Origin of the sequence: Pseudomonas sp. BT76 TE3572, from assembly GCF_050435365.1 — a bacterium.
GTDB lineage: Bacteria > Pseudomonadota > Gammaproteobacteria > Pseudomonadales > Pseudomonadaceae > Aquipseudomonas > Aquipseudomonas fluorescens_W.
Genome location: NZ_JBNDKE010000001.1, coordinates 1432161 through 1450257, shown reverse-complemented (window position 1 = coordinate 1450257; position 18097 = coordinate 1432161). Strand labels below are relative to the sequence as shown.

Annotated in this window: 15 protein-coding genes; 10 read left to right on the top strand and 5 right to left on the bottom strand. The window is 59.8% G+C overall.

Features of this window, described 5'->3' with window-relative positions; all coding sequences use genetic code 11:
* Positions 1–8: 8 nt before the first annotated feature.
* On the top strand, positions 9–2393 hold the full coding sequence (locus ABH912_RS06470) for an efflux RND transporter permease subunit (protein ID WP_033054645.1): 2385 nt from the start codon (positions 9–11) through the stop codon (positions 2391–2393).
* Positions 2394–2587: 194 nt separating this feature from the next.
* Here ABH912_RS06470 and ABH912_RS06465 read toward each other — a convergent pair whose 3' ends face one another.
* Complete coding sequence (locus tag ABH912_RS06465; protein WP_033054647.1) at positions 2588–3307, bottom strand: FadR/GntR family transcriptional regulator; 720 nt, start codon at positions 3305–3307, stop codon at positions 2588–2590.
* A 125-nt stretch (positions 3308–3432) separates the two neighbouring features.
* Positions 3433–5169 (bottom strand): IlvD/Edd family dehydratase, encoded by a 1737-nt coding sequence (locus ABH912_RS06460; RefSeq protein WP_429510127.1) that lies wholly within the window; start codon positions 5167–5169, stop codon positions 3433–3435.
* A 193-nt stretch (positions 5170–5362) separates the two neighbouring features.
* Between ABH912_RS06460 and ABH912_RS06455 the strand changes: the two genes are divergently transcribed.
* From ABH912_RS06455 to ABH912_RS06415, 9 genes are all read left to right on the top strand, one after another.
* Positions 5363–6685 carry an MFS transporter gene (locus ABH912_RS06455; RefSeq protein ID WP_033054649.1) on the top strand — a complete coding sequence of 441 codons (1323 nt, stop codon included), beginning with the start codon at positions 5363–5365 and terminating at the stop codon, positions 6683–6685.
* Between the two features lie 145 nt (positions 6686–6830).
* Positions 6831–7823, top strand: coding sequence for an AraD1 family protein (araD1, locus tag ABH912_RS06450; RefSeq protein ID WP_429510125.1), 993 nt, complete (start codon positions 6831–6833; stop codon positions 7821–7823).
* Between the two features lie 10 nt (positions 7824–7833).
* The gene (locus ABH912_RS06445) at positions 7834–9414 is read left to right on the top strand and encodes an aldehyde dehydrogenase (NADP(+)) (protein ID WP_033054652.1); all 1581 of its coding nucleotides are present in this window, start codon (positions 7834–7836) and stop codon (positions 9412–9414) included.
* Between the two features lie 86 nt (positions 9415–9500).
* Complete coding sequence (locus tag ABH912_RS06440) at positions 9501–9797, top strand: DUF5629 family protein (protein ID WP_033054654.1); 297 nt, start codon at positions 9501–9503, stop codon at positions 9795–9797.
* The gene (locus ABH912_RS06435; RefSeq protein ID WP_033054655.1) at positions 9790–10959 is read left to right on the top strand and encodes a lactonase family protein; all 1170 of its coding nucleotides are present in this window, start codon (positions 9790–9792) and stop codon (positions 10957–10959) included. Before ABH912_RS06440 ends, ABH912_RS06435 begins: the two co-directional genes overlap by 8 nt.
* Positions 10960–11114: 155 nt before the next feature.
* Positions 11115–11294, top strand: a complete 180-nt coding sequence (locus ABH912_RS06430) for a hypothetical protein (RefSeq protein WP_033054657.1) — start codon at positions 11115–11117, stop codon at positions 11292–11294.
* Positions 11295–11502: 208 nt separating this feature from the next.
* A complete protein-coding gene (locus ABH912_RS06425; protein WP_269434503.1) occupies positions 11503–11628 on the top strand; it encodes a hypothetical protein in 126 nt (41 codons plus the stop codon).
* Positions 11629–11743: 115 nt separating this feature from the next.
* Complete coding sequence (locus ABH912_RS06420; protein WP_033054659.1) at positions 11744–11956, top strand: hypothetical protein; 213 nt, start codon at positions 11744–11746, stop codon at positions 11954–11956.
* Positions 11953–12210 (top strand): hypothetical protein, encoded by a 258-nt coding sequence (locus ABH912_RS06415; RefSeq protein WP_033054660.1) that lies wholly within the window; start codon positions 11953–11955, stop codon positions 12208–12210. Before ABH912_RS06420 ends, ABH912_RS06415 begins: the two co-directional genes overlap by 4 nt.
* 161 nt (positions 12211–12371) lie before the next feature.
* Here ABH912_RS06415 and ABH912_RS06410 read toward each other — a convergent pair whose 3' ends face one another.
* Genes ABH912_RS06410 through ABH912_RS06400 form a run of 3 tightly spaced genes read right to left on the bottom strand, consistent with a single transcriptional unit; the run spans position 12372 to position 17859 of the window.
* The gene (locus tag ABH912_RS06410; protein ID WP_033054661.1) at positions 12372–12980 is read right to left on the bottom strand and encodes a glutathione S-transferase; all 609 of its coding nucleotides are present in this window, start codon (positions 12978–12980) and stop codon (positions 12372–12374) included.
* Positions 12977–16618, bottom strand: a complete 3642-nt coding sequence (locus tag ABH912_RS06405) for an AAA family ATPase (protein WP_429510122.1) — start codon at positions 16616–16618, stop codon at positions 12977–12979. The genes ABH912_RS06410 and ABH912_RS06405 overlap by 4 nt, the downstream gene beginning before the upstream one ends.
* Positions 16615–17859 carry an exonuclease SbcCD subunit D C-terminal domain-containing protein gene (locus ABH912_RS06400; protein ID WP_033054665.1) on the bottom strand — a complete coding sequence of 415 codons (1245 nt, stop codon included), beginning with the start codon at positions 17857–17859 and terminating at the stop codon, positions 16615–16617. Before ABH912_RS06400 ends, ABH912_RS06405 begins: the two co-directional genes overlap by 4 nt.
* Positions 17860–18097 lie beyond the last annotated feature (238 nt).

The window sequence follows — 18097 nt, the reverse complement described above, 5'->3', positions numbered from 1 at the left end:
GCGGGTCTATGACATCCTTGAGCACTCATCATCATGACAAGGCGACGTTTCTCGAGCGCCTGATTTTCAACAACCGCCCGGCAGTGATCGTCATCTGCCTGCTGGTCAGTATTTTCCTGTTCTGGCAGGCGACGCTGATCCGGCCGTCCACCAGTTTCGAAAAAATGATCCCGCTCGAGCATCCATTCATTCAAAAGATGATGGAGCATCGCAACGATCTGGCGAACCTGGGCAATACGGTGCGCATCTCGGTGGAAGCCACTGATGGCGACATCTTCTCCAAGGAGTACATGGAGACCCTGCGTCAGATCAACGACGAGGTGTTCTACATCTCCGGTGTTGACCGTTCCGGCCTCAAGTCGCTGTGGAGCCCGAGCGTACGCTGGACCGAAGTGACGGAGGAGGGCTTCGCCGGTGGTGAAGTGATTCCGCAGAGCTACAACGGTTCCCAGCAAAGCCTCGACCTGTTGCGCAACAACGTACTCAAGTCCGGTCAGGTCGGGCGTCTGGTGGCCAACGACTTCAAGTCGAGCATTGTCGATATCCCGCTGCTGGAGTCCTACCCTGACCCGCAGGACCAGGGCAAGTTGCTGGCGCTGGATTACCGCAAGTTCTCTCACGAACTCGAAGACAAGATCCGCAATAAATTCGAAGCCCAGAACCCCAACGTGCAGATCCACATCGTCGGTTTCGCCAAGAAAGTCGGCGACCTGATCGATGGGCTGGTCATGGTGGTGATGTTCTTCGGCGTTGCCTTCATCATCACGTTGATCCTGCTGTACTGGTTCACCAACTGCATGCGCAGCACCGTGGCGGTGTTGAGTACGACGCTGGTGGCGGTGGTCTGGCAGCTCGGCTTGATGCACTTCTTCGGCTTCGGGCTCGATCCGTATTCGATGCTGGTGCCGTTCCTGATTTTCGCCATTGGTATTTCCCACGGTGTGCAGAAGATCAACGGGATTGCCTTGCAGTCCAGCGAGGCGGACAACGCACTGACTGCAGCACGACGTACGTTCCGTCAGCTGTTCCTGCCGGGGATGATTGCGATCCTCGCGGATGCGGTGGGTTTCATCACGCTGCTGATCATCGACATCGGCGTGATTCGTGAACTGGCGATCGGCGCATCCATTGGTGTGGCGGTGATCGTGTTCACCAACCTGATCCTGCTGCCAGTGGCGATTTCCTACGTCGGTATCAGCAAACGCGCCGTCGATCGCAGCAAGAAAGACGCGCACCGCGAACATCCGTTCTGGCGTTTGCTGTCGAACTTTGCCAGCCCGAAAGTGGCGCCGGTGTCGATTGTTTTGGCCTTGTTGGCTTTCAGCGGTGGCCTCTGGTACAGCCAGAACCTGAAAATCGGTGACCTTGACCAGGGCGCTCCGGAACTGCGTCCGGACTCGCGCTACAACAAGGACAACAACTTCATCATCAGCAACTACTCCACCAGTTCCGACGTGTTGGTGGTGATGGTCAAGACCAAGTCAGAAGGCTGCTCGCGCTACGAAGCCATGGCACCGATCGACGAGCTGATGTGGAAGATGCAGAACACCGAGGGCGTGCAGTCGGCGATCTCGTTGGTGACCGTGTCCAAGCAGATGATCAAGGGCATGAACGAGGGCAACCTGAAATGGGAAACGCTGTCGCGTAACCCGGATGTGCTGAACAACTCGATCGCTCGGGCTGATGGCCTGTACAACAACAGTTGCTCCCTGGCTCCGGTGCTGGTGTTCCTAAACGATCACAAGGCCGCAACCCTGGATCGCGCCGTGCATGCGGTGCAGGACTTCGCCAAGGAGAACAACAAGGAAGGCCTGGAATTCATCCTCGCCGCCGGTAACGCCGGGATCGAGGCCGCCACCAACGAGGTGATCAAGGAATCCGAGCTGACCATCCTGGTCCTGGTGTACATCTGCGTGGCGACCATGTGCATGATCACCTTCCGTTCATGGGCGGCGACGTTGTGCATCGTGCTGCCGCTGGTACTGACTTCGGTTCTCGGCAACGCCCTGATGGCCTTCATGGGCATTGGCGTAAAAGTTGCGACCCTACCGGTTGTGGCGCTCGGGGTGGGGATTGGCGTGGATTACGGCATCTACATCTACAGCCGTCTGGAAAGCTTCCTGCGTGCCGGTCTGCCGTTGCAAGAGGCGTACTACCAGACGCTGAAGTCCACCGGTAAAGCCGTGCTGTTCACCGGTCTGTGCCTGGCGATCGGCGTGTGCACCTGGATCTTCTCGGCCATCAAGTTCCAGGCCGACATGGGCCTGATGCTGACCTTCATGCTGCTCTGGAACATGTTCGGCGCACTGTGGCTACTGCCAGCGCTGGCACGGTTCCTGATCAAACCGGAGAAACTGGCGGGGCAGAAGGGCAATTCGTTGTTTGCTCACTGATCCCAGGCTGAAATAGAAAAGCCGCAACCTTGGTTGCGGCTTTTTTACATCCCGAATTCCACACTACCCCCCTGTAGGAGTGAGCCTGCTCGCGATAGCGGTCTAACATTCAACATCTATGTCGAATGACACTCCGTCATCGCGAGCAGGCTCACTCCTACAGGGGATTTTTGTAGCTATGGGATTGTGTTGTGTCAGGAAGGATCGGTACCCAACACCGCATTCAACGCACTACGCGCATCATCCAGTTGCACCAACGTCGCATGCCGCGCACCCAGCGCATCCCGGTTCTCGATCGCCGTCAGAATCGCCTTGTGCCGGGGCAATGCCAGTTCATGCAGATTCGGCCGCTGATTGGAATGCTTCAAGGCTTCGGCAATCGCCACCGACAGCATGTTGCACAGGTTGGCCAGCAAGTCGTTATGGGTCGCATCGGCAATCCGGCTATGGAAATCCAGGTCCGGTTGCAGCAGCGCTTCCGGTGTCGGCGCCGCTTCCATGCGTTGGTAGGCTTCACCGATAGAGGCGATGTCAGCCTCCGTGGCGAACTGCGCGGCGAGGGCAGCCGCTGCGGGTTCGATGATGCTGCGCACGCTGGTCAGCAGGTCGAAGAATTCATTTTGCGGGCTGCTTTGCATCAGCCAGTGCAGCACATCCGGATCGAGCATGTGCCATTCCTTGCGCTGCTTGACCACCGTGCCCACTCGCGGACGGGAATACACCAGGCCCTTGGCGACCAACACCCGGGTGGCTTCGCGCAGGACTGGACGGCTGACCGCGTACTCCTCGCACAACAGGGCTTCGGCGGGCAGTTTGTCACACGGCTTGAAGCGTCCGGAAACGATCTGCATGCCCAGTTCCTGGACGATGCGCGAATGCATGCTTTTGCGGTCGGAGGGTTTGCGGTAATCCATGGGGAACGGCGTGATCCTGGGCGATGGGGTGCTGCGCATGATAACAGGCGTGGACCCGGTCCTGAATCAGATGAACAACCAATGTAGGAGTGAGCCCGGAGCAGGCTCACTCCTACAGGGGGGGATCAGTGGGAGTGGCGGGGAACTTCGGAGCCACGGCAACCCACCAGGAAGTCGAAATCGCAGCCCTGATCTGCCTGCAGCACATGATCGATGTACAGCTGACGATAACCGCCCACGATCAATTGCTGTGGCGGTTGCAGATCGGCCATGCGCGCCGCCAGTTCGGCGTCGGGAATGTCCAGGTGCAGACGACCGTTGGCGCAGTCGAGTTCGATCCAGTCGCCTTCCTTCACGGTCGCTAAAGGTCCGCCGGCGGCCGCTTCCGGGGCCACGTGCAGAACGACGGTGCCGTACGCCGTGCCGCTCATGCGCGCATCGGAAATGCGCACCATGTCCGTCACACCCTGGGCCAGCAACTTGGCCGGCAAGCCCATGTTGCCGACTTCCGCCATGCCCGGATAACCCTTCGGTCCGCAGTTTTTCATCACCAGAATCGAGTTGGCATCCACGTCCAGTTCCGGATCGTTGATCCGCGCCTTGTACATGTCGAAGTTCTCGAACACCACCGCACGCCCGCGATGTTGCATCAGTTCGGCGCTGGCGGCGGAAGGCTTGAGCACTGCGCCGAGTGGTGCGAGGTTGCCGCGCAACACACAGATGCCGCCGTCGGCGCGGATCGGGTTGTCGAAGGTGCGGATTACTTCATCCTGGCCATAAATCGGCGCGTCCTTGGTGTTCTCGCCGAGGGTCTTGCCGTTGACGGTCAGTGCATTCGGATGTGGAATCAGGTTGGCTTCACCCAGACGACGCAGCACCGCTGGCAGGCCGCCGGCGTAGTAGAACTCTTCCATCAGGAAGCGCCCGGACGGTTGCAGGTCGACGATGGTCGGCATGCCGCGACCCATACGGGTCCAGTCATCCAGATCCAGTTCCACACCGATGCGCCCGGCGATGGCTTTCAAATGGATCACGGCGTTGGTCGAGCCACCGATGGCGGCGTTCACGCGAATGGCGTTTTCGAAGGCTTCTTTGGTGAGGATTTTCGACAGTTTCAAATCTTCGCGAACCATCTCCACCGCGCGCATGCCGGACATGTGCGCCAGCACATAACGACGCGCATCGACCGCTGGAATCGCCGCGTTGTGGGGCAGGGAAGTGCCCAGTGCTTCAGCCATGCAGGCCATGGTCGACGCGGTGCCCATGGTGTTGCACGTACCCGCCGAGCGGGACATGCCACCCTCGGCCGCAAGAAAATCGTCAATGGTGATGGTGCCAGCCTTGACCTGTTCGCTTAGCTGCCAGACCACGGTGCCCGAACCAATGTCCTGACCTTTGTGCTTGCCGTTGAGCATCGGCCCGCCGGTGACGACAATCGCCGGCACGTCGCAACTGGCGGCGCCCATCAACAACGCCGGGGTGGTTTTGTCGCAACCGGTCAGCAGCACAACACCGTCAATCGGGTTGCCGCGAATGGCTTCTTCGACGTCCATGCTCGCCAGGTTGCGGGTGAGCATGGCGGTCGGACGCAGGTTCGACTCGCCGTTGGAAAACACCGGGAATTCCACGGGAAAGCCCCCAGCCTCGATCACCCCGCGTTTGACGTGCTCCGCGATCTGGCGGAAATGCGCGTTGCACGGGGTCAGTTCCGACCAGGTGTTGCAGATGCCGATGATCGGCTTGCCGTGGAACTGGTGGTCGGCGATGCCCTGATTCTTCATCCAGCTGCGGTACATGAAGCCGTTTTTGTCGGCAGTGCCAAACCATTGGGCGGAGCGCAGGGTGGGTTTCTTATCAGACATGATCGGTTCTCTTATTGTATGACTATATAGTTAGAGCTGAGGCGTAACATAAGCGCAATTTCCGCCGTTTGGAAGTGTTGTTGCATAAATAGTATTACTATATAGTCCGTTTCAACGGAGGGATGGCCCTGGCGGTTTTCCGCGAGAGGCGTCCCCCGAGGTTCTATAACAACAACAATCGGAGACCGATCTCATGAGCCAGGAACTGCGGCTTATTCGTCGCATCACGCTGAAACTGATTCCCTTCCTGATCCTGCTGTACCTGATCGCCTATGTGGATCGCTCCGCCGTAGGTTTCGCCAAGTTGCACATGGGCGCCGACCTCGGTATCGGTGACGCGGCTTACGGGCTCGGTGCAGGGCTGTTTTTCATTGGCTATTTCCTGCTGGAAATTCCCAGCAACCTGATGCTCGAACGCTTTGGCGCGCGGCGCTGGTTCGCGCGGATCATGGTCACCTGGGGCGCCATCACCATCGGCATGGCCTTCGTCCAGGGGCCGCACAGTTTCTATGTGATGCGCTTTCTGCTCGGCGCGGCGGAAGCCGGGTTCTTCCCGGGCGTTCTCTACTACATCACTCAGTGGTTCCCGGTGCGCCATCGCGGCAAGATCCTTGGACTATTCATCCTTTCCCAACCCATCGCCATGTTGATCACCGGCCCGGTGTCCGGCGGTCTGCTCGGCATGGACGGCGTTCTTGGCCTGCATGGCTGGCAGTGGCTGTTCATCGTCATCGGCACTCCGGCGATCCTGTTGACCTGGCCAGTGCTGCGTTGGCTGCCGGATGGTCCGAAACAAGTGAAGTGGATGGACCAGGCCGAAAAAGACTGGCTGACCGGCGAACTGAAAAAGGATCTTGAGGAGTACGGCCAGACCCGCCACGGCAATCCGTTGCACGCCCTCAAGGACAAACGCGTGTTGCTGCTGGCGCTGTTCTATCTGCCGGTGACCCTGAGCATCTACGGCCTGGGCTTGTGGTTGCCGACCTTGATCAAACAGTTCGGTGGCACGGATCTGGTGACCGGTTTTGTGTCGTCGGTGCCGTACATCTTCGGGATCATCGGGTTGCTGATCATTCCGCGCAGTTCCGACCGCTTGAATGATCGCTACGGCCACTTGGCGGTGCTTTACGTGTTGGGCGCCATCGGCCTGTTTCTCAGTGCCTGGTTGACCGTGCCGGTGCTGCAACTGGCGGCGTTGTGCCTGGTGGCCTTTGCGCTGTTTTCCTGCACCGCGGTGTTCTGGACCTTGCCAGGCCGCTTCTTTGCCGGCGCCAGTGCGGCGGCAGGGATCGCCTTGATCAACTCGGTGGGCAACCTCGGCGGCTACATCGGCCCGTTCGTGATCGGCGCACTGAAGGAATACACCGGCAACCTGGCTTCGGGCCTGTACTTCTTGTCTGGCGTGATGGTGTTCGGTCTGGTGTTGACCGGTGTGGTCTATCGCCTGCTGGAACGCAAGCACGTACTGCCGGCCGACCAATTCGCTGCCAGCGCCCGTGGCGCAACCCGCACCTGAATGACTGACACCGCCCCCTGTAGGAGTGAGCCTGCTCGCGATGACGGAGTGTCATTCGACATAGATGTTGAAGGTTAGACCGCTATCGCGAGCAGGCTCACTCCTACAGGGATCTGCGGTGTTCTGAATAACAAAGGAGAAAATCATGCGTTTAGTTCAGTTCGAATTGAGTAACGGCGAGCGCCGGGTGGGCGTGGTCGAAGACAGTCTGGTGCGCGAAGTGCAAGACGCACGCACCGTTCGTGACCTGGCGTTGGCCGCGATCGAGGCGGGCGTCAATCTTGAGCAGCAGGTGAAAAACCTCGGCCTGGGCATCAGCCATGACTATGCAGAACTGTTGGCCGCGTTGCGTATATTGCCGCCGCTGGATCACCCGGATCCCGCGCACATGCTGGTCAGCGGTACGGGCCTGACCCATTTGGGCAGTGCGTCGGCGCGGGACAAGATGCATCAGCAAGCCGGCGACGAAGCCGCGATGACCGACACCATGCGCATTTTCAAATGGGGAGTGGAGGGCGGTAAACCGGTGGCCGGGCAGGCCGGTGTACAACCGGAATGGTTCTACAAGGGCGACGGCAGCATCGTCGTGCGTCCGGGCCAACCGTTCCCGCTGCCACCGTTCGCCGAAGACGCGGGGGAGGAGCCGGAGCTCAGCGGTCTCTACGTCATCGGCCACGACGGCAAACCGTATCGACTCGGTTTCGCCGTGGGCAACGAGTTCTCTGACCATGTGATGGAACGCAAGAATTACCTCTACCTGGCCCATTCGAAACTGCGCAGTTGCAGCTATGGCCCGGAACTTCGGGTCGGCGAATTGCCGGAGCACCTGGCAGGCACCAGCCGCATCCTGCGCAACGGTGAGGTGCTGTGGCAGAACGAGTTTCTCAGTGGCGAGGCCAACATGTGCCACAGCCTGGAAAACCTTGAGTACCACCATTTCAAATACAGCCAGTTCCTGCGTCCGGGCGATGTGCACATTCACTTCTTCGGCACCGCGACCCTGTCCTTTGCCGACGGCATTCGCACCCGGCCGGGTGACGTGTTCGAGATCAGTCAGGCCGAGTTCGGTGCACCGTTGATCAACGGGATTGCACCGGTTGCAGCAGCGTTCGAGCCCGGCACCGTTGGCACCCTTTAAGGAGATACGCATGACCCAGATTCTTGGTCACAACTACATCGGCGGCCAGCGTAATGCGGCCGGCCCGCTCAAACTACAGAGCGTCGACGCCAGCACGGGCGAAGCGTTGCCGTACGATTTCTTCCAGGCGACCCCGGAAGAAGTCGATGCCGCCGCCAAGGCTGCCGCCGCGGCGTACCCGACCTATCGCAGCCTGAGCGCCGAACGTCGGGCGCAATTTCTCGATGCGATTGCCGATGAACTGGACGCGCTGGGCGATGACTTTGTTGCGCTGGTCTGCCGCGAAACCGCGCTGCCCGCCGCACGGATTCAAGGCGAGCGCGGTCGCACCAGCGGTCAGATGCGCCTGTTCGCCAAGGTGCTGCGTCGCGGTGATTTCTACGGTGCGCGGATCGATCGGGCATTGCCCGAGCGCCAACCGTTGCCACGTCCGGACTTGCGTCAGTACCGCATCGGCCTCGGGCCGGTGGCCGTGTTTGGCGCGAGTAACTTTCCGTTGGCGTTCTCCACGGCCGGCGGCGACACCGCGTCGGCGTTGGCCGCCGGTTGCCCGGTGGTGTTCAAGGCCCACAGCGGTCACATGGCCACAGCTGAACGGGTGGCTGACGCGATCATCCGCGCCGCAGAAAAAACCGGCATGCCGGCCGGCGTGTTCAACATGATCTACGGCGGTGGCGTCGGCGAAGCGTTGGTCAAGCATCCGGCGATTCAGGCGGTTGGCTTTACCGGTTCGTTGAAAGGTGGTCGTGCGTTGTGCGACATGGCGGCCGCGCGTCCACAACCGATCCCGGTGTTTGCCGAGATGTCGAGCATCAACCCGGTGATCGTGTTGCCGCAGGCACTGCAAGCCCGCGCCGAATCGGTGGCCCGCGACCTCACCGCTTCGGTGGTCCAGGGCTGTGGTCAGTTCTGCACCAATCCCGGTTTGGTGATCGGTATTCGTTCGCCGCAATTCAGTGCGTTCGTGCAACAGGTGGCGAGCCTGATCGGCGATCAGCCAGCGCAAACCATGCTCAATGCCGGAACCTTGGGCAGCTATGGCAAAGGTCTGCAAAAACTCCTCGCGCATCCCGGTATCGAGCATCTGGCCGGTAGCCCGCAACAAGGCAATCAGGCGCAACCGCAGTTGTTCAAAGCGGATGTCAGCCTGTTGATCAAGGGCGATGAAGTGCTGCAGGAAGAAGTGTTCGGCCCCACCACGGTGTTTGTCGAAGTGGCCGATCAGGCGCAGCTCAGCGCCGCGCTGAACGGTCTTCACGGACAGCTGACGGCGACGATCATTGGCGAGCCGGCAGACTTCGAGCAGTTCGCTGAGCTGACGCCGTTGCTGGAACAGAAGGTCGGACGGATCCTGCTCAACGGCTATCCGACTGGCGTGGAAGTCTGCGATTCGATGGTCCACGGCGGGCCGTATCCGGCAACATCCGATGCGCGTGGTACGTCGGTGGGCACCTTGGCCATCGACCGTTTCCTGCGTCCGGTGTGCTTCCAGAACTACCCCGACAGCTTGCTGCCGGATGCCTTGAAGAATGGCAATCCGCTGCGTATTCAACGGTTGGTGGATGGCCAACCTTCGCGCGAAGCCCTCTAACGGATGATCGTTCTCACGCTCTGCGTGGGAACGATCATAGGGGGATGAGCTATCATTGCGTCTTTCCCATTCAAAGATTGACTGCCATGACTGCCGCAACCGACACCTTGCTCGCCACCCTCGAACACTGCGATATGGTGGAAATCGATGGGCTGCACGCTTTCGAATTTTCCCTCGATGAAGACGATAACCTGCACATCGAATGCCTGGACGGTCGTGTGTCCAAGCACTGGGAGTTCACCCCGGCCGAAGTCGAGGCCGCGACCTTCGATCCAGACTTGCAAAGCTGGCTGATCACCGGCAGTTCCGGCGAGCACCGGTTGGTGTGCATGACCGCGTTCCGCGGTGATGACGACGAGGAAGAAGTGAATGAGGATGCGTAAGCTCTGGCCACTGCTGATGGCCGGCAGCGTCGGCGCAATGGGCTTTCAGGTTGCGTCGGCCGACGACTATCAGTTGCTGGTCGGTTCCTACACAGCCGGTCAGAGCCAGGGGATTTATCGCCTGAACTTCGACAGCGCCACCGGGCAGATCGATGCCAAACCGCTGCAAGTGGTCAAGAGTGAAAACCCGTCCTGGCTGACCCTGTCCAAGGATCAGCGTCACCTGTTCGTGGTCAACGAAAACGGCCCGGGACAGACTGATCCGGTAGGGCGCGTCAGCAGTTATGCGATCGATCCCGAAACCCATGCGCTGAGCCTGATCAATCAGGTGCAGAGCCTGGGCAACGAACCGACGCACTCGGGCCTCAGCGTTGAAGCCAGTCACCTGTTTGTCAGCAACTACTCAGTGGCTGAAGATCCGGGCGGCACGCTGGCGGTATTGCCGGTGGACGCCGACGGCAAGCTGAAAACCGTGGTGCAGATGAGCAGCCATCCATCGAGCCGGGTCAATCCCGAGCGGCAGATGTCGGCGCACGTGCATTCCACGGTTGCGTCGCCGGACGGCAAGTATGTGTTCTCCAATGACCTGGGCGCCGACAAGATCTTTGCCTACCGCTTCGACCCCAAGGCCAACCCGGAACTGCCCTTGACCGCCGCGACTCCGGCGTCCGTCCAGTTGCCACCCGGTAGCGGGCCGCGTCATCTGCTGTTCAGCGCCGATGGCAAGCACGCGTGGCTGACCATGGAAATGAGTGCGCAGGTTGCGGTGTTCGATTACAAGGACGGCCAACTCAAGCAAACGCAAATGATCGAGTTGGCGACGGGTCAGCCCGTTTCGGACAAGGCAGCCGCTGCGCTTCACGCGTCGCGCGATGGCAAGTTCCTCTACGTCAGCAACCGTGGCACCGCCAATCAGCTGTTGGTGTTCGCCATCGATTCTGCGACCGGGCACCTCAAGGAACTGCAGCGCCGTTCTGTTGAAGGTGATCACCCGCGTGAGTTCAGCCTCGATCCGAGTGGCAAGTTCTTGCTGATCGCTAACCAGAAAAGTAACCAGATTGTCGTTGTCGAGCGCGATTCAAAGACAGGCCTGCTGGGTAAAACCGTGCAAAAACTGCCGATGGATGCCCCGAGCGATCTCAAGTTCATGGTGCGTCAATAGGCCGCAGGCCCCGGTTGATGGGGCCTGCATCCTTCTATTAATGACGCTGATATCTGCTAATGCTACAAAAGATTTCAAGGCGCCAACCTCGACGGTTAAGTTTGCTTCACGGCCCCACCGGGCAAGCAAGCCAACTGAATCCGAGGAACACCGCCATGAACTTCAATCTCTTCTCTGTAATCGCCGCTTCCGCTATCTCTGCCACCGTTGCGTTGCCGGCCAGCGCCAACATTGAAATCAGCGACAAAAAATCCCACGCCCAAAGCTACACCCAGAAATACCTGCAACAGAGCGCCAACTTTTACGCGGCTCTGGATCACAAAACCCAAGCTTGAAATTTGACCCCTGCACCCTTTATGCAGGAGCGAAGTCACTTGCGCCGATCGAGCTGAAAAGCTTCGAGAAACCTGAGTGATGTCGCTCCTGCATAACGCGTTTACGACAGCATCATATTGCTATCAATGTATTGCTTGATATCACATGGCCACAAGTTTAAATTTGACGCTGATTTTTTGACTCCTTCTCCTGATAAGGATCGACAGCATGGCAATGCGTCTGGCCGTGGTTCTTCTGTTTCTCTATTCCACCCCCATTCTTTCGGCCACCCAGCCCGTTCCAGAAGAGCCGGATGCGGCCCGCGAGCGCTTGATGAGTTTTATTGAAGACTGAGATAGTTTGGCTTAATGATTAACGAAGCTGATGGTTACTATGGATAACCCTGAGTGGTTATCACCGCTTTTTTGATCGAATCTGTGGGCATCGAAACATGCCTGCGGAGAACATCATGGCCAGCGCAATCATCACTTCTGCCAAACACGGCGCCTACCTGGCTATCGTTCTTTACGTGGTCCTGGTGCTGGTTGTCAGCCTCTCGCCACAATCGCGTCAACCGCTTGAAGCGCCGATTCAAGTCGCTCATCCCGGCATCCAGTTTGAACACCGTTCGCAAACCGCGATGGTCGATCAGGCTGAACTCTCGGGAGTCGCCGGGGAATGAAAGGGCACAGACTTTGGGTCATCGCCTTCCTGGCGTTCATGACCAATGGATCTTCCTTGTTGGGGATCGGACAGGGCTCGGCGGGGTCGGTGGCACGGACTATCGAAGCCAATCACAACCTTGCTCGCAACATTGAAACTGCCAAGGCCCTGGGCCTGATGGCCGGCAATCCGCCGATCGAACGTCAGGACGATTTCTTCGGGCCGTTCCACGTAGATTGCTCGGCGTTGCAGATGTGTGAAGTGTTGGCGTAAATGCCGGCAGCGATGAGGTCCATTGTGGCGAGGGAGCTTGCTCCCGCTGGGCTGCGAAGCGGCCCCAAAACCTGCAACCTTGGCTCTTCAGGAATACTCTATCCGCCGATTCACGACTGCTTCGCAGCCGAACGGGAGCAAGCTCCCTCGCCACAATTTATTTATGTATTTTCTTGTTTTTGCATCACACCAATAAACAAATCCGACTCCAGAAACTGCTGCAACCAGGCCTGCAAACGGTGATAGGGCGTCTGCCCGAACCACTCGCGATCCACATGGGCGAACTGCCGTACGAACGGCATCAGTGCCACATCCGCCAGACTCGGATGCTCGGCCAGCAAGTAGTCGCGTCCCTCCAGCAACTCATCAAGCCTGCGCAAAAACACCTCGCCCTCGGCGCGATAGAACGCCATTGGCTGCTCGGGGTATCGCTCGGCGTACTTGTAGCGATTCAGGTACACCTTGAACACCTGATCGTTTTCTTCGATCAGCCCGGCGATGAGTTGCTGCCCGACAGGATCATCCTTGAGCAACCAATCCTGCGGATCGCTCTGCGCCAGGGCCCAGTGCATGATCGCCAGGCTTTCATCGATCACCCGACCGTCGACGCTCAGCACCGGCACCGTGCCTTTACTCGACAGCGCGAGCATTTCGGCAGGTTTAGCCTTCAGGCTGACCTCGACAATGTTCACCGCAACGCCGGCGTAGCGCAGGGCCATGCGCGCCCGCATCGCGTAGGGGCAGCGGCGGAAGGAATACAGCGTATTCATTTCACCTCCAGCGTACTCAGGCCATTGCCCTGACGGCGGACCTGAATCTGCACCGGAATCCGTTCATGCATTTCCTGCACGTGCGAGATCACCGCGACTTTACGTCCCTGGGCTTGCAAACCGTCGAGCGCGTCCATGGCCAGTTGCAGGGATTCCGGATCAAGGCTGCCGAAGCCTTCGTCGATGAACAATGATTCGATTTTCAGCGTGCTCGATGCCATGGACGCCAAACCGAGCGCCAGGGCCAGCGACACCAGGAACGTCTCGCCGCCGGACAACGAATGCACCGAACGCAGTTCATCACCCATTTCGGTGTCCATCACCAACAACCCGAGCATGCTGCCGCCACGTTTGAGGCGATAGCGCCGCACCAGTTGCCGCAACTGAACGTTGGCGTGATGCACCAGCAGGTCGAGGTTGTAGGCCTGGGCGATCTTGCGGAAGGTGTCGCCCGTGGCCGAACCGATCAGTGCATTCAAACGTGCCCAGCGCTGGTATTCGGTGTAGGCGTCGGCGATCTGCTGCGCGAGGGCCTGATTGGCGTTTTGCCGGCGCTGATCCTCGGCCTGTTCGGCACGCAGTTCGGCGCAACGGTGTTCGCTGGCGGTGAACAGGTTTTGCAATTCGGCAAGTGCTGTCGCCAGCTGTTCGGCGTCGAGATTGCCGTTGTGCTGTGCTTGATGATTGAGCAGACGCTGATCGCGTTCCTGTAGCAGAACCTTAGTCTGTTCGATGGCTTTTTCGCTTTGCTGCAATTGCTGACGCAGTTCGCTGACCTGCTGGTCGTCGATACTCAGCAGATCTTCCAGACCACCGTCATCCAGCTCCGGATGCAAGGCGCGCCAGTCGGCAATCTTGCCGCTCAACTCGCGATCTTCGGTTTCCAGTGCCTGCGAGCGTTCCTGCTGGGCCTTGAGTTCGGCGCCCAGCTGCACCAGCCGCGTACGCACGGTTTGCAGTTCCTGATTGGCCGTCGCCTCAGCATTGCGCGCCTGTTCGACGGCTTGATCCAGTTGCTGCTGCCACTGCTCGGCGCTGGTGTGTTCGCCGAGCAATTGCGTGAGTTTTTGCTGGCAGGCCTGTTGCTGGTCGGCGAGAGCGGCGAACTGCTGGCGGGCCGTTTCCAACTGCTGGAGGCGAGTGAGTTGGCGGTCCTGTTCTTTCTCCAGCGTCTGCTGCCGCTGTTGCTGTTCGCTGAGTTCATCGCGTTGCTGATCGAGTTGTTCCAGGCGCTGGCTGATCTGCCGGTCCAATTGCATGAAGGTCGCGGCCGGTTCGTTGCGCAGCGCTTGCAGCGTATCGGCCGGGAGCAGGGTGCTGAACGCCGTCAGCTCCTCGTCCAGACGCTGGCGATCGCTGCTCAACTCACGTTGCTGGTTGGCCAGGTGTTGGGCAGCTTGCTGGCTCGCCGTTTCAGCGCTACGCAGTTGCTGTTGAAGGCGCGCGGCGTCCTGTTGCAGGGTGAGCAGGGCGGTCTGCCGTTGTTCATCCTGAGTGATGCTTTGGTTCAACTGGTTGTTTTGTTGCACCAGCCAGACATCGCGTTTAGCCGCATCCTGCGTGAGCAGTTGCGCAGATAACGGATGTGCCTCAAGGCTAGGCGTCAGGCTCTGCTGCTGGGTCGCGAGGTGTTCTTGCTGTTGCAGCAACTCCTTTTGCTGCGCAATCACGCCGCCCACTTCAGCGCGCAGGTCAGTGAGCGTTTCTTTCAGCAGGTCGACGGCTTTCTGGGCGTTGGCCTGTTCGCTTTCATCATGTCGACCGAGGCTTTGCAGCAGGGCTTCGGGTTGATGATAGGGATGGTCGGGGCTGCCACAGACCGGGCACGGCTGATCGTCCTGCAACTGCTCGCGCAGTTCTTCGACGCTGGCGCTGCGGGCCAGGCGCTGACGTTCCAGCAGTTCGCGGGTGACGGTCAGGGTCTGTTCGGCAACGACCAATTCGTTCTTGGCTTTCACCCCGTCCTGGGTCAGACGCTCACGCGCTTGCTGAGCGATCAGCTGACGTTGCTGGAGCTCGGACGCGCGCTTGTCCAGTTCCTGCTGACTGGCCCACAGGCGCGTCAGCTCTTCAAAGGCCCGCTGCTGCTTGCGGTTGTCTTGCAACAGACTACCGAGAATCTGAATCTGCTCGGCCACCGCTTCCGGTTCGGCGCCGGCCTCCTTGTACAGCACTTCAAGGCTCTGGCGCTGAGTGGACAGATCCTCGGCAGCGCGAGCGGCGCTCTGTTCCAGGGCGGCCAGTTCAGCCTGGCCCTTGTTCAGGCGATTGCCGATCAGCATCAGCTGTTGCAGGCGATCACGGTAGGCGTTCCAGGCATCGCTCAAGGGCGCCAGAGGGGTGCTTTGCTCAAGCTCCCCGGCAATCCGCTGCAAACGTTCGGCGACCTGTTTCTGTTGGTCGAGCAAGCCTTGGATCGTGTTTTGGCCCTGAGTGCAGGCCAGTTCTGCCTGCTGCTTGAGATCGGCACTGAGGCCGGCATCCTTGGCCAGACGGGCGAGGGTGCTTTGCTCTTCAAATGCCTGACGCAGCAGTGGTGCGCTGGTGGTGTGTTGGCTTTGGGCTTCGACCAGTGCAGTCTGCGCGGCGCTCAGGCTATGTTCGAGGTGCGCCTGGCGCTCATTCAGTTCGGTTTGCTGTTGGGTGTGCTGCTGAATCTGTGCGGCCAGCGGTGTGAGCCGGGCAGTGAGTTCGGTCTTGCGGGCGAACTGGTGCCGTTGCGGGGCCAGTTGCTCCAGGCGAGTCAGCTTCAAGCGTTCGCCGGCCAGACCTTCCCAGCGCTGCTGGGCCGATTGCAGCTGTTCGGTGGCGCTCTGCTGCTCGTCCTGCAACTGGCGCAATTCCTTGAGCCAGGTGTGTTGCAGTTCTAGTTGCTTGAGTTGCGCTTGCTGGGTCTTGAGTTGTTGCTGAGCCTCGCTGAAGCGTTCGTCGAGTTCTGCCCGCGCTTCTGGCGACAACGGCGTCACACCAGTGGCCTGATCCTGCAGCAACTTGTGGGCTTCGCGAGCCTCTTTGGTTTTGTCGAACGCCCGGCGACCGAGGCGCGTATACAGCGCGGTGTCGGTGAGTTTTTCCAGCAGTTCGCTACGTTCGTTGTCGTTAGCCTTGAGGAACGCACTGAATTCGCTCTGAGCCAGCAGCACCGCGCGAGTGAATTGCTCAAAGTTCAAGCCCAGTACGGATTCGAGCTGGGTCTTGAATTCGACTTTCTGACTGGCCAGCAGTTGATCCAGATCGATGTCGCGCAAACTCTGGCGGCTGGCTTGCAGCTTGCCGCCGGCCTTCTCGCGGGCGCGATTGGCTTCCCAGCGAGCGCGGTAGCGACGGCCATCGATGCCAACGAAATCTACTTCGGCATAACCTTCACCAGTACCGCGACGCAGCAGCGTGCGCGGGTCGCCAGTGCTGATCTCGCCGTCGGCGTCTGGCGCTTTGGCAGACACCTGGGCATTGCTCAGCCGAGGCACAGCACCGAACAGCGCCAGGCACAAGGCGTCGAGCAAGGTGCTTTTACCGGCGCCGGTCGGCCCGGTGATCGCGAACAGACCGGCGCTGGCCAACGGCTCAGCGGTAAAATCGATTTCAAAAGGCCCGGCCAGTGAAGCGAGGTTTTTCAGGCGAATCGCGAGGATCTTCATGGTTGTTCGCTCTCCATCTGCACGTCTTGCAACAGCTCGGCGAAGTCCTTGAGGGTTTGCTCGTCGACCTCGCTGCCGTAGTTGTCCTGCCAGGCGCGGCTGAACAGTTCTTGAGGCGAGAGCTGGTCGAGTTCGATCAAGGTCGTGCCGTCATCGACGCCATCGCGGCTGCCGTTGCCCGCGTATTCAGCGGCGATCCGCACCAGACGCACGGCTTTGCCTTGCAGGGCGGATTCCACTTGATAACGCAAGTCGGGTTGCGGCTCATCGAGACGCACCCGAACTTCCAGCCATGGCTGGCGCTGGATATCGGCCAGCAGGTCGATGTTCGGCAAGTCGGCCAGTTGAAGCAGGATGTCCGCCAGTGGCGCGGGGCCGATGCGTTGCAGATTCACCGCTCGGGGAATCAGCTTGGGTTCGACGCTGACCAGGGTTTCGCCTTTCAGTTGGATGTCGAGAATCTGGTGCTGATAGCCGATCTCGGAGAACGACAACGGAATCGGCGAGCCGCAGTAGCGGATGCGCTCTTCACCATTGACCTTCTGCGGCTTGTGCAAGTGGCCGAGGGCGACGTAACTGATGCTCGGCCCGAACAGGCTGGCGGGCAGCGCTTCGGCGTTACCGATGATCAGGCTGCGCTCGGAGTCTTCCGACACCGAACCGCCGGCCATGTGCGCGTGGCTGATGGCGATCAGCGCCTGACCTGGCTTGCGCTTGGCATTGGCCGCTTCGATCAGCCACTCGTGAACCTGACCGATACCGCGCAGGTAGTTGTCACCCAGGTGCGCGCCGGTCACTTCGGCGGGGCGCAGGAACGGCAGCGCCAGGCACCAGGCGACGGTTTTGCCCTTGGCATCCGGCAATGGCAGCAACAAGCGCTCGGCGTCGAGTTGACCATCATCCAGCCACAGCACACGACCCAGCGCATGCGTGCGCAAACGCCGCATCAGCGGTGCGGGCAGTTCAATGCGCGAACCGGAGTCATGGTTGCCGGCGATCATCACGATGGTCAGCTTCGGCTGTTGTTCATGGGCACTGACGATGAAATCGTAGAGACGTTCCTGGGCTTTGACCGGCGGGTTGACCGTGTCGAAGATATCGCCGGCGATCAGAAGCACGTCTGGCTGGTCCAGCTTTAGCTGGCGCAGCAGCCATTCGAGAAAGCAGGCGTGTTCGAAATCGCGTTCCTGGCCGTGCAGGTTCTGCCCGAGGTGCCAGTCGGAGGTGTGAAACAGACGCAAGGGAAACTCCGTAGGAAATAAGGTGATGGCCGCGAGGAAAATGATGGCGGCCAAAGGGGAGGGAGTTTACTGGCAAAAAAGCCTGATCGTGCGATGGATGTGATCTTGTGGCGAGGGAGCTTGCTCCCGCTGGGGTGCGAAGCAGCCCCCTACGATATTTCTGACGCACCGAGTCGCCAGGATTTACGACTGCTGCGCAGCCGAGCGGGAGCAAGCTCCCTCGCCACAGGGGTTAGTG